The following is a 14,186-nucleotide window of genomic DNA, read 5'->3' as shown; positions in this document are numbered from 1 at the left end:
ACGGAGCCGGGACGGCTTCGGCTTCAGTCCAGGACGAGGCAGTGTTCGGGCTTCCAGCCGATCTCGACGCGCTCGCCGCCGCTCCAGCGGTCCTCCCTGCGGGACCGGACGGTGTTCTGCTCCAGTACGGACACCGTGACGCCGGGGGCCAGTTCGATCAGGTACGTGGTGGTCGGGCCGCAGTAGACGGTCTCGCGGACGACCCCGGTGGCGCGCGCCATGTCCGGCTCCAGGTCGGACAGCCAGATCTTCTCGGGGCGGATCGACAGGTTCACCCTGCTGCCTTCGGGCACGGACGGCCGCTGTCCCACGGGCAGTTCGGGGCCGTCGTCGAGGACGACCCGGCCGGAGCGGTAGGTGCCGGGCACGAGGTTGGAGGTGCCCATGAAGGAGGCGGTGAAGCTGCTGGTGGGGCGCTCGTACACGTCCTCGGGCGTTCCGCACTGCTCGACGCGGCCGTCGTTCATGACGGCGAGGCGGTCCGACATGGTCAGGGCCTCGTCCTGGTCGTGGGTGACGAAGACGAAGGTGATGCCGACCTCGCGCTGGATCTGCTTGAGCTCGACCTGCATGTGGCGGCGCAGTTTGAGGTCGAGGGCGGCCAGCGGCTCGTCGAGGAGCAGGACCTGGGGCCGGTTGACGAGGGCGCGGGCGAGGGCGACGCGCTGCTTCTGGCCGCCGGAGAGGGTGGCCGGCTTGCGGTTCGCCAGGTGCCCGAGTTGGACGAGGTCGAGCATGTTCGAGACCCGTTCGCGGATCTCGGCGCGGCCGACGCCCTTGCGCTTGAGGCCGAAGGCCACGTTGTCGGCGAGCGAGAGGTGGTCGAAGAGGGCGTAGCTCTGGAAGACGGTGTTGACGTTGCGCTTGTTGGGCGGCAGGTCGGTGACGTCCTGGCCGTCGAGGAGGACGCTGCCCGCGGTGGGGGCGGAGAAGCCGCCGATCATCCGCAGGAGGGTGGTCTTGCCGCAGCCGGAGGGGCCGAGGAGGGAGAAGAACTCGCCCGGTGCGATGTCGAGTTCGACGTCGCGTACGGCGTGGGCGCCGCCCGCGGCGGGGTACTGCTTGCTGACGTGGTCGAGCCGGACGGCGGGGGTCGGATGGATGGGCGTCGGGGTCAGCAGGGGCGCCTCGGTCGGGGTGGTGGTCGTGGGGGTCGGGTGCTCGGGTGTCGCGCGCATGGGTGTCACTTCCCGGAGAGCAGGTCGAGGCCGCCCTTGCGCCCGAACAGGCGCGGGATGGCGAGGGCGAGGACGATGAGGCCGATGGAGCCGGCCAGCATCAGGGTGCCGACGGCGTTGATGGTGGGTTGCACGCCGAACCTGATCGCCGAGTAGATGCGCACGGACAGCGGTTGCGGGTCGACGCCGGTGGTGAAGTAGGCGAGGACGAAGTCGTCGAAGACCAGGGCGAAGATCAGCACCGCGGAGGCGAGGATGCTGGGCAGCAGCGCGGGCAGGGTCACCAGGCGCAACGCCTGCCCGCGGGTGGCACCGAGGTCCATGGCGGCTTCTTCGACCTCCGGATGGAGGGCGGCGATGCGGGAGCGGAGGATGACCGTCACGTAGGAGATGGAGAAGGTGATCTCGGCGAGCATCACGGTGGTGGTGGAGAGGGTGATGCCGAGGCCCTTGAAGAGGAGCATCGCCGCGACGCCCGTGACGATCTCCGGGGTGATCAGCGGGACGAGCATGATCAGGCCGGCGAACGAGCCGAGGCGGCTGCGGCTGCGTACGAGTCCCAGGGCCAGGGCCACCCCGAGGACGAGCGAGCCGGCCATGGCGACCAGGGACACCCGCAGGCTCATGCCGAGCGAGTCGAGGAGCACCTCGTCGTGGAGGAGGGCCGTGTACCAGCGGAGGCTGACGCCGTCGAGGACGGTGAGGGACTTCTGGGAGTTGAAGGAGAACAGGACGACGACGGCGACGGGGAGGTAGAGGAGCGCGAAGAAGAGGGCGGTGACGGCCAGGGCGAAGCGGGGGCGGCGCTCGGCTCCGCGCCGGCGGCGCTGCGGGGTGCTCATCGGGCCGCCTCCGCCTCGTCCTTGCGGGTGCGCCGCAGGTAGCCGAGCATCCCGAGGAACAGGACGGCCATCAGCAGCATGGTGAGGGCCGAGCCCAGGGGCCAGTTCTGGCCCTGGAAGAACTTGTCCTGGATCAGGTTGCCGATCATGATCTGGTCGGGGCCTCCCATGAGCTGGGCGCTGACGAAGTCGCCCATGGCGGGCAGGAAGACGAGGACGCAGCCGGCGGCCGCTCCCTGCCGGGTGGCGGGGACGGTGACGAAGAGGAAGGTGCGCAGGGGGCCTCCGTAGAGGTCGCGGCCGGCCTCTATGAGGGAGGTGTCCATGCGTTCCATCGCCGCGTACAGCGGGATGATCATGAAGACGACGAAGCCGTAGACGAGTCCGGCGATCACTCCCGCACCGGTCTGGAGGATCTTGGTGCCGTCGTCGGCGAGACCGATCGCGCGCAGGGCTTTCAGCAGCGGGCCGTCGTCGGAGAGAACCACCGACCAGCCGTACATCCGGACCAGGTAGTTGGCGAAGAACGGGACGACGATCGCGGCGATCAGCAGGTTCTTGAACCGGCCGCCGCGCAGGGCGATGGCGTAGGCCACCGGGTAGGCCATGGCCAGGCTGATCAGGCAGGTGATCAGCGCGTAGCAGAGGGAGCGCAGCAGGACGGTGCGGTAGGCGGGGTCGGCCAGTGCGGTGAGGTTGGCGAAGTTGAGTCCGAAGCGCGGGTTGCCGAGGGGGTCGGTGGTGCCGAGCGCCAGGGTGGCCACGAGGAGGAGGGAGACGACGAGGAAGCCGGTCATCCAGAGGGTGCCGGGGAGCAGGAGCCAGGTCCACAGGCGCGGCTGCCGGGTCCGGGTGCGCGTACGGGCGCGCGGCGTGGACTGGGGCCCGGTCCGGTCCGGGGGCGGCGTTTTCGGCTCGGCCGCGCCCCGGGGCGGCCGGACCGCGGTCCCGGTGCGGTTGCTGCGCGTCGCCATGTCAGCCGGCCTTCACGTCGGTCCAGGCGGCGTCACGGGCCCGTTCGGTCCCCGCGTCGCCGTTGCGGAAGAAGAGGTCGGCCGCCAGGTCGTCGGCGGTCACCACGCACTGCGGGAACGGCTCGACGAGCGCGGCGTAGGTGTCCTCGGTGCCGCGGACCGGCATCGGGTAGCCGATGTACTCGATGTTCTTCTTCACGTTCTCCGGGCGGAGCATGTAGTCGATGAAGAGCATCGCGGTGCCGGGGTGCTGCGCGTTGGCGGGTATGGCGTAGCAGTCGGAGTTGACGGGGGCGCCCTCGCGGGCGACCTCGAAGCCGAAGACGGCCGGGTCCTCGGCCTGGGAAAGCATGGCGGCCATGTCTCCGCTCCACGCCTGGGTCATGTCGGCGTTGCCGTTGAGGAGGTTGTTGTAGCTGTCGCTGGAGAAGCCGCGCAGGCGGGGGCGGAGCGAGCGCAGGGTGTCCGTGACGCGGGCGAGGTCACCGGGGTCGCCGGTGGTGAGGTCGACGCCGAGCTTGAGCGCGCCGAGGCCCAGTACCTCGTCGCGGTCGTCGAGGACGAAGACCTTGCCCTTGGCCTGGTCGTTCCACAGGTCGTCCCAGGAGCCGGTCAGGTCGCCGAGCCGGTCCCGGCGCCAGCCGATGCCCGTTTTGTACATGGTGAACGGGACGGTGTGCGCGGAGCGGGGGTCGTACCAGGGGTCGGCGAAGTAGCCGTAGCCGCCGAACACCGCCTCGGCGCCCCTCAGCCGGGAGTGGTCGATCGTACGGAGCCGGCCGCCGGCGGCGAGGCGCTCGGCCCATTTCGCGGTGGGGAAGATGATGTCGTAGCGGTTGCCGGCGTTGAGTTTGGCGGCCATGCCCTCCATGGAGTCGTAGTTCGACTGGACGACCTTGACGCCGTACTCCTTCTGGAAGCCTTCGAAGACGCTGGGGTCGACGAAGTCGGCCCAGTTGAAGTAGACGAGGTCGCCGTCGACCTTGACGTCGATGGGTGCTTGCGCGGTCGCCCCGCCGGCCGGGTCGTCCGCGGTGGCGAAGCCGCAACCGGAGGCGGCGAGGGCGAGGGCGGCGGCGGTGCCGGCGCGGAGGAACGAGCGTCTGGTCGGGGGGAGTGCCTCGGGGGACATGGGGTCCTCTCCGTAGGGGCCGCAGGGGGACGGCGGGAACGAGCGGTACGTGGGGGCTCGGTCGTGCGGCGGGCGCGGCGCGGGGGTGGGAGCGGGGGGCGCTGCGTTGCGTTGCGGTCACGCGGTCACGCGGTCACGCCGTGGTGGGCGCGGCAGGTGGGGCGGGTGGGGTGGCCTCAGTCGCCCGGGTCGCCCAGGTCGGCCCGGATGCGGCCGGCGAACCAGCCGACCGCCGACTCGCGGCGCGACAGCGGTCCGGGCTCGAACCCGGGGGTGGAGAGACCCTTCTGCACGCGGGCGACCAGCTCGGCGTCCTCGTCGTTGGTGATCCAGCCGATGTGGATGTTCAGGCGGCGGGCCAGGCGGGTGCGCAGGCTGGTGCCGCGGCGGGTGTAGAAGGCGCCGGGTACGGCCACGCGGTCCACCGCCGTGGGGATCGCGGTCCAGGCCAGTACGTGGTCGGGGTAGAAGTCGATGAGGGTGTTCGGGTAGATCACCGCGTACCGCCAGATCCGGCGGTCGGCCTCGCCGAGGCCCGGCATCGGGGCGGCGATGCGCTGGTAGAGGCGCTCGGCCCAGTTCGAGGAGGGCTTGTCGCGCAGCGGTGAGGCGAAGAGCGCGTAGGACTCCTCGATCTCGCAGGTGTAGCCCTGGTAGTCGAGCAGCCGCATCAGGCCGGGGTGGGCGACCGGGACGTGGTAGCCCTCGAGGTAGTTGTCGACCGCCACCTTCCAGTTGGCCTGCTGCACCTCGGCGGCGGCCAGGTCGTGGATGCGGGCTCGGCCGAGGGGCACCAGGTCGGCTCCGGCGTAGTGGCCGACCGCCTCCGCGAGGCCCGCGCAGCTCGTGGCCAGCGGTACGGCGTCGGGATCGAGGTTGACGAAGACGAAGCCAAGGAAGGACTCGACGCGGGCCGGGAAGAGGCCGAGCTTCGGCTTGTCGAGGCAGGGGATCTGGCGGGCCTCCGGGGCGCCGACCAGGCTCCCGTCGAGGCGGTACGTCCAGCCGTGGTAGGGGCAGCGGATCGCCTTGCCCGTCGGTTCGGGGGTGGTGACCAGGCGGGTTCCGCGGTGGCGGCAGACGTTGAGGTGGGCGGCGAGGCCGCCGTCCTCGGTGCGCACCACGAGGACCTCGCGGTCGGCGACCGTGGCGGCGAGCCGCGCTCCTGGGTTCGGTAGGTCGGACTCGTGGCAGACGAGCTGCCACGAGCGGCCGAAGACGTGCCGGGTCTCCGCGGCGGCGGTCCCGGGGTCGGTGTAGTAGCGGGCCGGGAGGGCCGGTCCGGGGACGTCGGCGGCGGGAGCCTCACGGGCGGGGGGCCCGGGAGCCGGCGGCTCGGGAGCGAGGGTCTCAGGGGCAGGGGCTGGGGCGGGGGCGTGGCCCGGCGGCCCGGTCCGGTCGGCGTGGGCGGTGCGGCCCGTCGGTGTTTCGGGAGCTCTTGAGTGCATCGGTGACTCCTCCGTGCCGGCGTGCGGCGATCGGTGTCGGCGTTCGATGACGAGGCAGAACGGGGCGAGGCGGGGCGGGCGAGGCAGGGCGATCCAGTGGCGGACAGGCGGTCGGGGCGGGAGAGCCGGAACCGGGCTGACCGATTGGACAGCCAGATTGCTGGCTCATTTCCACCGGGTCAAGACTTGTTCACTGACCGATCGGTCAGCTAGCGTAATTCTTGCCTGACCGATCGGTCAGCAAACGTGCTTTCCTGTCGCCGCACCGGCCCTGCTCCGCATTCGTCCTGCTCACCAGGGCGGACGCAGCCGTGCGGGCCCGCCAGGCCCGACCGGGCCCGCACCCCGATCCCCTCCGATCCCCCGCCCGCCCACGGCTCCCGCCGGGCGCCGGGCCGGCGGCGGAATCCCACCTCCCGGAGGCACGCATGAGCGGTCGTCGGCGTCTGGACTGGCTCGGGCTCACCCCCGAACCGGAGCGAGAACTCCCCACTGCGGTCGCCGCCCTGCGCGCCTCGTCACACGGTGCGTCCGCGGGGCCACCCCCGCACGACCTCGCGGCCGAGGAGCGGCGCCGCGTGGAACGCCTGATCCTGCGCGGCAGCCGGCACAGCTGGCTCCGCTACCTCGCCGAGGTCACCGACCTGGTGACCGGCGTCGCCGCCGGGTCCCGGTCGGGCGACCGGGCCGCCGCCCTGCTCGCCGGCGAGGTCGTCCTCGACCACCACCGCATGCTCATCGGCCTCCCGGGACCGGGATACGGCCGCACCGCCCGGGACCGCACCGCGCTGGAGCGCGCCGTACGGACCCTGCGCACCCCCACCACGACAGGAGCCGGCCGATGACCACGATCCGTCTTCCGACGGCGCAGCCGCCGGGCACCGTCCTCGGAGCGGCGCCGCAGGCCGCCGAGAGCGCCGACGCCTACCGCGCCACCGGCGGCTACGACACGACCACGGGCCCGGAGGAACTGCTCGCCCACCTCGCCGCCTCCGGGCTGCGCGGTCGCGGCGGGGCGGGATTCCCTGCCGCCGTCAAACTGCGCTCCGTGCGCGGCCGCGGCGGCTCCCCCGTCGTCGTGGCGAACGGCGAGGAGGGGGAACCGGGCTCGGCCAAGGACCGCTGGCTGCTGCGGGCCCGGCCGCACCTCGTCCTCGACGGCCTCGCCCGCGCCGCCGCGGCCACCGGCGCCGTACGCGGCTACGTGTACCTCTCGGACCCGGCGGCGGGCGAGAGCGTGCGCCGCGCCCTCGCCGAACACCCGCCGCCGCTGCCCGTGGAGGTCGTCGAGGTCGGCCACGCCTACGTGGCCGGTGAGGAAACGGCGGTGGTCCGCCGGATCGACGGGGGCCCGGCGCTGCCCACCGCCAAGCCGCCCCGCCCCTTCGAGCAGGGGGTCGGCGGTGCGCCGACCCTGGTGTCCAACGTCGAGACGCTCGCCCGGATCGCCCTCACCGCCGCCCGGCCCGACCTGCGGCGCACCATCGCCCGCAGCACCCTGGTGACCCTGTCCGGCGGCCCGGCCGCACCGGTGCTCACCGAGGTCCCCTACGGAATCCCGCTGCGCACGCTGGCCGCGCGGTACGGGACTCCGGACGCGGCCGGAGCCCTGATGGGCGGGCTGTTCGGCGGACTCGTCGACGCCCGCGCCCTGGACGGCCTCCCCCTCGAACCCGGCGCGCTCACCGCCGCCGGCACCGCCCTGGGGTGCGGAGCCGTCCGCTTCCTCCCCCCGGGCACTTGCCCCGTGACCACCGCCGCCGACGCGGCCGCCCACCTCTCGGCCGAGAGCGCCCGGCAGTGCGGGGTCTGCGTGACCGGAACCGCCGCCGTCGGCAAGGCCCTGTACGGCCTCGCCGCCGGGACCGCCGGCCCGGACACCACGAACGGCCTGCTCCGCTGGTCGCAGGGCCTGACCGGGCGCGGCGCCTGCGGACTCCTCGACGCGGCGGCGGGCATCGCGGGCAGCCTGCTCCGCTCCTTCCCCGGGCTCGTCCGCTCCCATCTCGCCGCACCGTGCCCGGTGTGCGCGGACGCGACGCCCGAGGACGGCCGCCACCGTCTCACCGTGGCCGTACCGGAGGTCGCCTCCCGGTTCACCACCGCCCCCGACACCCCTGTGCCCGCGCTGAAAGGAACGCCATGAAACTCCTGCTGGACTCCACCCGCTGCCAGGGCTACGGACTGTGCCAGGAACCCGCACCCGACCTGGTCGAACTCGACGAATGGGGCTACGCGAACGTCATCACCGTCCTGGTCCCGGCCGGCACCGAGGACGCCGCCCGCGCCTGCGTCGAAAGCTGCCCCAACTCCGCCCTCCGCGTGGAGGGATGACATGGGACGCGACCTGACCGCCCTCTTCGACCCCCGCTCGGTCGCCGTCGTCGGCGCGAGCGACGACCCCGCGAAGTACGGCCACGCGGTGGCCGCCCAGGCCCTGCGCGCCCCCGATCGGCGGCCCGTGCACCTGGTCAACCGGCGCGGCGGCAGCGTGCTCGGCCGCACCGCGGCCACCTCCCTGACCGCCGTCGGCGAACCGGTCGAGCTGGTGGTGATCTCCGTACCCGGCGCCGGCTTCGAAGCCGCCGTCGACGAGGCCCTGGCCTGCGGGGCGAAGGCGATCGTCGCCATCACCGCGGGCTTCGCCGAGGCCGGTCCCGCGGGCCTGGCCCGGCAGCGGTCGGTCGCCGCCCGGGTACGGGCCGCCGGAGCCGTCCTCGTCGGCCCCAACTGCCTGGGCATCGCCGACAACACCACCGAGCTGTACCTGGCCTCGGACCGCTTCGCCCCCGGCGGCGTCGCCCTGCTCAGCCAGAGCGGCAACCTCGCCCTCGAACTCCAGCTCCGCGGTGAGCCGCACGGCCTGGGCTTCTCCCGGTTCGTCTCCCTCGGCAACCAGGCCGACGTCACCCTCGTCGACCTCGTCGAGGACTGCGCCCGCCACGGGGCCACCTCGGCGATCGCCGTGTACGCGGAGGACTTCGGCGACGGCCGGGCCTTCGCGGCGGCCGCCGCCGCGGCGGGCAAGCCGGTGGTACTGCTCACGGCCGGCCGAGGCACCGCCTCCGCCCGCAGCGCCCAGTCGCACACCGGGGCCCTCACCACCTCGGCCGACGTGGTGGCCGCCGCCTGCCGCGACGCGGGGGTCGAACTCGTCCGCACGCCCAGGGAGATGACGGTCGTACTGGCCGCGCTGGCCGCGGGGGTGCGGACGGGCGGCCGGCGTACCGCAGTCTTCACCGACGGCGGCGGCCACGGCGCGGTCGCCGCCGACGCGGCCGAGGACGCCGGGCTCGACGTACCGGAGCTCGGCGGGCCGACGCAGGACGTGCTGAGGACCGTGTTGTGGGAGCAGTCCTCGGTCGGCAACCCCATCGACCTGGCGGGGATGGGCGAACAGCGGCCCCTCTCCTACGCGGACACGGTCGGAACGCTGTTCGCCGCCGACGAGGTCGACGCCGTCCTGATGACCGGGTACTTCGGCGGGTACGCCGCCTCCGAGGGCGGGCTGGGCGGCGGACCGGCAGGGGGCTCCGTACTCGCCGAGGGCGAGGCCCGGGCCGCCAAGGAGATCGTCGCGCACCTCGCCGCCGCGCCGAAGCCGCTGGTCGTGCAGTCGATGTACCCCCGGTCACCGAGCTGCCGGGTGCTGGCCGAGGCCGGGGTGCCGGTGTTCGCCGCCACCGAGGACGCCGCCCGCGCGCTGGCGGCGATGACCGGACGGAGGACTGCGGACGCCGAAGGCCCCGGCGTGCCCCCGCTGCCGCCCGCCGCCGCACCGCTGGCGGACCCGGGCTACCACGGGGTGCGGGCGCTGCTCGACGCCGCCGGCGTGCCGTTCCCGGCGGCGCGCGAGATCACGGACGAGGCCGGACTGCTCGCCGCGGCCGCGGAGTTTGACGGCCCGTACGTGCTCAAGGCCCTGCACGTCCTGCACAAGTCGGACGCCGGCGGTGTGGCGCTGCGGCTGGCCGACCGGGACGCGCTCCTCGCCGCGTACCGGGAGATGCACGCACGGCTCGGAGCGCACGCCCACTCGGTCGAGGCGATGGCCGACCTCACGGACGGCGTCGAGCTGATCGTGGGCGTGCACCAGGACCCTCGGTTCGGGCCGATCGCCCTGGTCGGGCTCGGCGGCGTCCTCACCGAGTCGCTCCGCGACGTCGCCTTCGCGCTGGCGCCCGTACCGGCCCGGCGGGCCGAGGCCCTGCTGCGCGGGCTGCGCAGTGCGGCGCTGCTGGACGGCGTGCGCGGCCGGCCGGCCGTCGACGTGGCCGCGGCCGCGGCCGTCATCGAGCGCATCACCACCGTCGCGGCGGCGCACCCGGAGATCGCCGAGCTGGAGGTCAACCCGCTGCTGGTGCGCCCGGACGGTGCCCTCGCCCTGGACGCGCGGGCCGTCCTGCACTGACCGCCCCACCCCCACCCCACCCCACCCGCACCCCCGCCCCCTGTGCTCTGGAGGACTGACGCCCCATGGACTTCCGCTACACGCCCGAACAGGCCGACCTCAAGGCCCGCGCCGCCGCCTACGCGCGGCTCCTGATGACCTACGAGGACCGGTCCGAGGAGGCGGGCGGCCCGCTGCCCGCCGACACGGTCCGCGAGCTGACCCGCGCGGCCGTCGACGCCGGTGTCTACGCGATCAACATGCCGGCCGAGTGGGGCGGCGCCGGGCTGTCCCTGCTGGACCAGGTCATCGTCGAGGAGGAGTTCGGCAAGGTCACCAACTGCCTGTGGGACATCCCCTGGCGGCCCGCGAACGTCCTCGCGTACGGGACCGAGGCGCAGCGGGAGAAGTACCTGCTGCCGGTCATCCGGGGCGAGCGGTTCGACGCGTTCGCGGTGACCGAGCCCGGTGCGGGATCCGACCCCGGTTCCGGCACGAGCACGGCGACCCGTACCGACGGCGGTTGGCTGCTGAACGGCGAGAAGTGGTTCGTGACCTGCGGGGACATCGCGGACTTCCTGCTGGTGCAGGCGGATGCGGGGCCCGAGCGGGCGGCGACCCTGTTCTTCGTGGACAAGCGGGCGCCCGGGGTCGAGATGACCCGGGTCCCCCGCTTCATGCACTCCGCGGTGAACGGGCACCCCGAGTTCACCTTCACGGACGTCTTCGTCCCGGACGAGGACGTGCTGGGCGGTGTCGGCAACGGTTACGAGCTGACCAAGGAGTGGTTCACCGACGAGCGGCTGATGATCGCGGCCCGGACCGTCGGCGCCGCCGAGCGGGCCCTGGAGCTCGCGCGGGACTGGGCGGTCGAGCGGCGCCAGTTCGGCTCCCCCATCGCCGACTTCCAGCTGATCCAGGGGATGCTCGCCGACAGCGCCGTCGACATCGCCGTCAACCGCGCCTACACCCACCAGGTGGCCTGGGAGGCCGACCGGCCGGAGACCGACCGCAAGACGCTGCACGCGAAGGCCTCGACGGCGAAGCTCGCGGCGAGCGAGGCGGCGGGGCGCGTCATCGACCGGTGCGTGCAGCTCTTCGGTGGGCGCGGCTACGACCGTACGTACCCGGTCGAGCGCATGTACCGGGAACTGCGCGTCGACCGGATCTGGGAGGGCACCTCCGAGATCCAGCGCCTGATCATCGCCAACGAGCTGATCAAGCGCGGCACCCGGGCCCTCGCCCTTCCCGTCACCGCTCCCGCCGCCCCTCCCGCCACCCTGCCCACCTCCTGACGACCGCTCCCCCACCACGACCGAAAGAGGACAGACAGCCATGGACTTCCGCCTCACCGCCCGTCAGGAAGAGCTCCGGAGCACGGCGCGCGCGCTCACCGACTTCATCACGAAGTACGAGCTCGACTGCGAGGAGAACAACGGGCTGCCGCCGCAGGCCCACACCGAGATCCGCGACGCGGTCCTCGACAGCGGGCTGCAGGCCGTCAACATGCCCGAGGAGTGGGGCGGCGCCGGCCTCACCATCATGGAGCAGGTCACCGTCCAGGCGGAGCTCGGCCGGCTCACCGGAGCGCTGTGGGACATGGTGTGGCGTCCGGCCAACGCCCTGTCCTTCTGCACGCCCGAGCAGCGCGAGCGCTACCTCGTCCCGGTGATCCGCGGACAGCGCCGGGACTGCTACGCGGTGACCGAGCCCGAGGCCGGCTCCGACCCGCAGAGCCTGCGGACCACGGCGACGCGGACCGCCGGCGGCTGGGTGCTGAACGGCGAGAAGTGGTTCGTGACCGTCGGCGACCACGCCGACTTCATGATCGTGCTGGCCGCGGCCGGGGAGGAGCGCGCACCGACCCTCTTCCTCGTCGACAAGGACACGACGGGCATCGAGATGACCCGGGTGCCGCGCTGGATGCACACCTTCGTCTACGAGCACCCCGAGTTCACCTTCACCGAGGTGTTCGTCCCCGACGACGCGGTGCTCGGCGAGGTGGGCCAGGGCTACGACATCACGCGCTCGTGGTTCACCGAGGAGCGGCTGATGATCGCCGCCCGGACGATCGGGGCGGCGGAGCGGGCCCTGGAGCTCGCCCGGGACTGGGCGGTAGAGCGGCGCCAGTTCGGCTCGCGCATCGCCGACTTCCAGCTGATCCAGGGGATGCTCGCCGACAGCGCCGTCGACATCGCCGTCAACCGCGCCTACACCCACCAGGTGGCCTGGGAGGTGGACGAGGGCGTCGTCGACCGCAAGACGCTGCACGCGAAGGCGGCCATCGCCAAGCTGGCGGCGAGCGAGGCATCGGGCCGCGTCGTCGACCGGTGCCTGCAGATCTTCGGCGGGCGCGGCTACGACCGCTCCTACCCGGTCGAGCGGCTCTACCGGGAACTGCGCGTCGACCGGATCTGGGAGGGCACCTCCGAGATCCAGCGCCTGATCATCGCGGGCGAACTGGTCAAGCGCGGTACGGGCGTTCTGCGGATGCCGTCCTCGCAGTGAGGGGCGGGGAGTGACGGGCGGGGAGTGACGGGGGCGGCCCGGGCCGGCGGTCCGGGCCGCCCCCGCCCCGTGGACAGCAGCAGCAAGAACCCCGGAATCGCCAAGCACCAGAGGAGGGAGGACCGATCGATGACCGATGTCGAACGGGTCGGGATCGTGGGCTGCGGACTGATGGGGTCCGGTATCGCCGAGGTCTGCGCCCGGGCCGGGCGGGAGGTCGTGGTGGTGGAGACGACCCGTACGGCCGCGGACGCCGGCCTGGAGCGGATCACCCGTTCCCTGGCTCGCGCCGCGGCGTCCGGCAAGCTGACGGCCGCCGAACGGGACGCCGCCGTCGGCCGGATCGCGGTGACCACGGACGTGGCGCGGCTGGCGGACCGGGACCTCGTCGTCGAGGCGGTGGCGGAGGACGAGCGGGCGAAGCTGGAGGTCTTCGCCCTGCTCGACCGGGTGGTGGAGCGCCGGGACGCGGTGCTCGCGACGAACACCTCCTCCATCCCCGTCATCAGGCTGGCCGCGGCCGTCTCGCGGCCGGAGCAGGTCGTCGGCCTGCACTTCTTCAATCCGGTGCCGGTGCTCGCGCTGGTCGAGCTGGTGCCGTCCCTGCTCACCGGCGACGAGACCGTCCGGCGGGCACGCGCGTTCGCCTCCGAGGTGTTGGGCAAGGAGGTCGTGCACGCCCGGGACCGGGCGGGGTTCGTCGTGAACGCGCTCCTCGTGCCGTACCTGCTGGCCGCCGTACGCATGGCCGAGCACGGCGCCGCGTCGGCCGAGGACATCGACCGGGGCATGACCCTGGGCTGCGCGCACCCGCTGGGACCGCTCGCCCTGGCCGATCTGATCGGCCTGGACACCGTGCAGGCCATCGCGCGGTCGATGTACGCGGAGTACCGGGAGCCGCTGTACGCCCCGCCGCCCCTGCTGGCCCGGATGGTCGACGCGGGCCGGCTGGGCCGCAAGACGGGCCGGGGCTTCCACACCTACGGCGACCGCGGGGGCGGCGCGATGCGCGAGGATGGTGGTGTGGTGGCCACGGCAACCGGGCCCACCCGCCCGGTCCACGGGCGCCGACACGGGGAGCAGCCAACGTGACCAAGGCCGAGCGCGCACTCGAGACGCGTGAGCGAATCCTCACGGCCGCGTGCGAAGTCATCGCCGACATCGGCTTCGAAAACGTCAGCATGCGCAAGGTCGCCGACCACGCCGGCGTGTCGAAGGCCCTGCTGCACTACCACTTCGACACGCGGGAGAAGCTCTTCGCCGAGGCGATGACGCACTCCTTCGCCCAGACCGGTACGGACACCGAGGGCGTCCCCGACTCGGTGCCCTCCTCGGTCGTCCTGGCCCGCATCCTGCGGAGCATGCTGCCGTCCGACGCGGAGCTGCGCCAGGACTGGAAGCTCTGGCAGGAGTTGTGGGTGCGGGCCCAGCGCGACGCGGCGGCCCGGCACTTGGCCGTCGACCTCTACGACCAACTGCACGCGTGGGTCGGCGGGGCCGTGGAACGGGGCATCCGCTCGGGGGAGTTCGCCGACTGCGACGTCACCGCGCTCGCCACCCTGGTACTGGCCCTGTGTGACGGCCTCGGCATCCGGCTGATGCTCGACGATCCCCGGGTGGACCTCGCGGCGGCCCGGTCGACGATCTGGCGGGCCATCGCCCCCACGCTGGGCATCGCTCCGGAGTTCCCGGACGTGTGACCGAACCGGTGCGG

At 73.2% G+C, this 14,186-nt stretch carries 12 protein-coding genes and 1 pseudogene; 8 read left to right on the top strand and 5 right to left on the bottom strand.

The genetic code is table 11. From position 1 onward, the window contains the following. Nucleotides 1-23 precede the first annotated feature (23 nt). The 5 genes from OG594_RS43675 to OG594_RS43655 form a co-directional block, all read right to left on the bottom strand. Nucleotides 24-1,187 (bottom strand): ABC transporter ATP-binding protein, encoded by a 1,164-nt coding sequence (locus OG594_RS43675; RefSeq protein ID WP_266608042.1) that lies wholly within the window; start codon nt 1,185-1,187, stop codon nt 24-26. Next, nucleotides 1,184-2,020 carry an ABC transporter permease gene (locus OG594_RS43670; protein ID WP_266608040.1) on the bottom strand — a complete coding sequence of 279 codons (837 nt, stop codon included), beginning with the start codon at nt 2,018-2,020 and terminating at the stop codon, nt 1,184-1,186. Before OG594_RS43670 ends, OG594_RS43675 begins: the two co-directional genes overlap by 4 nt. After that, the gene (locus OG594_RS43665) at nt 2,017-2,994 is read right to left on the bottom strand and encodes an ABC transporter permease (RefSeq protein ID WP_266608038.1); all 978 of its coding nucleotides are present in this window, start codon (nt 2,992-2,994) and stop codon (nt 2,017-2,019) included. The genes OG594_RS43670 and OG594_RS43665 overlap by 4 nt, the downstream gene beginning before the upstream one ends. Nucleotide 2,995: 1 nt before the next feature. After that, nucleotides 2,996-4,126, bottom strand: coding sequence for a spermidine/putrescine ABC transporter substrate-binding protein (locus OG594_RS43660; RefSeq protein WP_266608037.1), 1,131 nt, complete (start codon nt 4,124-4,126; stop codon nt 2,996-2,998). 176 nt (nt 4,127-4,302) lie between these two features. Beyond that, complete coding sequence (locus tag OG594_RS43655; protein WP_266608036.1) at nt 4,303-5,574, bottom strand: aromatic ring-hydroxylating dioxygenase subunit alpha; 1,272 nt, start codon at nt 5,572-5,574, stop codon at nt 4,303-4,305. A 428-nt stretch (nt 5,575-6,002) separates the two neighbouring features. On the opposite strand from OG594_RS43655, the gene OG594_RS43650 reads away from it, so the two are divergent. From OG594_RS43650 to OG594_RS43615, 8 genes and pseudogenes are all read left to right on the top strand, one after another. Continuing rightward, nucleotides 6,003-6,419, top strand: coding sequence for a hypothetical protein (locus OG594_RS43650; RefSeq protein WP_266608034.1), 417 nt, complete (start codon nt 6,003-6,005; stop codon nt 6,417-6,419). Continuing rightward, complete coding sequence (locus OG594_RS43645) at nt 6,416-7,720, top strand: NADH-ubiquinone oxidoreductase-F iron-sulfur binding region domain-containing protein (protein ID WP_266608033.1); 1,305 nt, start codon at nt 6,416-6,418, stop codon at nt 7,718-7,720. Before OG594_RS43650 ends, OG594_RS43645 begins: the two co-directional genes overlap by 4 nt. After that, complete coding sequence (locus OG594_RS43640; protein WP_266608031.1) at nt 7,717-7,908, top strand: ferredoxin; 192 nt, start codon at nt 7,717-7,719, stop codon at nt 7,906-7,908. The genes OG594_RS43645 and OG594_RS43640 overlap by 4 nt, the downstream gene beginning before the upstream one ends. 1 nt (nt 7,909) lies before the next feature. Then, nucleotides 7,910-9,985 carry an acetate--CoA ligase family protein gene (locus tag OG594_RS43635; protein WP_266608029.1) on the top strand — a complete coding sequence of 692 codons (2,076 nt, stop codon included), beginning with the start codon at nt 7,910-7,912 and terminating at the stop codon, nt 9,983-9,985. A 65-nt stretch (nt 9,986-10,050) separates the two neighbouring features. Next, nucleotides 10,051-11,259, top strand: coding sequence for an acyl-CoA dehydrogenase family protein (locus OG594_RS43630; protein ID WP_266608027.1), 1,209 nt, complete (start codon nt 10,051-10,053; stop codon nt 11,257-11,259). A gap of 40 nt (nt 11,260-11,299) precedes the next feature. Next, nucleotides 11,300-12,472 carry an acyl-CoA dehydrogenase family protein gene (locus OG594_RS43625; RefSeq protein WP_266608026.1) on the top strand — a complete coding sequence of 391 codons (1,173 nt, stop codon included), beginning with the start codon at nt 11,300-11,302 and terminating at the stop codon, nt 12,470-12,472. 129 nt (nt 12,473-12,601) lie between these two features. Further along, nucleotides 12,602-13,456: pseudogene (locus OG594_RS43620) on the top strand (3-hydroxybutyryl-CoA dehydrogenase); the annotation flags it as partial. A 104-nt stretch (nt 13,457-13,560) separates the two neighbouring features. Next, nucleotides 13,561-14,172, top strand: coding sequence for a TetR/AcrR family transcriptional regulator (locus OG594_RS43615; protein ID WP_266608025.1), 612 nt, complete (start codon nt 13,561-13,563; stop codon nt 14,170-14,172). Nucleotides 14,173-14,186: the final 14 nt, after the last annotated feature.

Origin of the sequence: Streptomyces sp. NBC_01214 (assembly GCF_026340975.1) — a bacterium.
Taxonomy (GTDB): Bacteria; Actinomycetota; Actinomycetes; order Streptomycetales; family Streptomycetaceae; genus Streptomyces.
The sequence above is the reverse complement of the archived record's forward strand: the minus strand, read 5'-3'. Positions and strand labels throughout refer to the sequence as shown.

What these genes read in the sequence shown, in the direction of transcription:
- OG594_RS43630 (WP_266608027.1), top strand. Translation starts at nt 10,051, where the DNA reads ATGGACTTCCGCTACACGCCCGAACAGGCCGACCTCAAGGCCCGCGCC.
- OG594_RS43635 (WP_266608029.1), top strand. Translation starts at nt 7,910, where the DNA reads ATGGGACGCGACCTGACCGCCCTCTTCGACCCCCGCTCGGTCGCCGTC.
- OG594_RS43660 (WP_266608037.1), bottom strand. Translation starts at nt 4,126, where the DNA reads ATGTCCCCCGAGGCACTCCCCCCGACCAGACGCTCGTTCCTCCGCGCC.
- OG594_RS43645 (WP_266608033.1), top strand. Translation starts at nt 6,416, where the DNA reads ATGACCACGATCCGTCTTCCGACGGCGCAGCCGCCGGGCACCGTCCTC.
- OG594_RS43655 (WP_266608036.1), bottom strand. Translation starts at nt 5,574, where the DNA reads ATGCACTCAAGAGCTCCCGAAACACCGACGGGCCGCACCGCCCACGCC.
- OG594_RS43640 (WP_266608031.1), top strand. Translation starts at nt 7,717, where the DNA reads ATGAAACTCCTGCTGGACTCCACCCGCTGCCAGGGCTACGGACTGTGC.
- OG594_RS43670 (WP_266608040.1), bottom strand. Translation starts at nt 2,020, where the DNA reads ATGAGCACCCCGCAGCGCCGCCGGCGCGGAGCCGAGCGCCGCCCCCGC.
- OG594_RS43625 (WP_266608026.1), top strand. Translation starts at nt 11,300, where the DNA reads ATGGACTTCCGCCTCACCGCCCGTCAGGAAGAGCTCCGGAGCACGGCG.
- OG594_RS43665 (WP_266608038.1), bottom strand. Translation starts at nt 2,994, where the DNA reads ATGGCGACGCGCAGCAACCGCACCGGGACCGCGGTCCGGCCGCCCCGG.
- OG594_RS43650 (WP_266608034.1), top strand. Translation starts at nt 6,003, where the DNA reads ATGAGCGGTCGTCGGCGTCTGGACTGGCTCGGGCTCACCCCCGAACCG.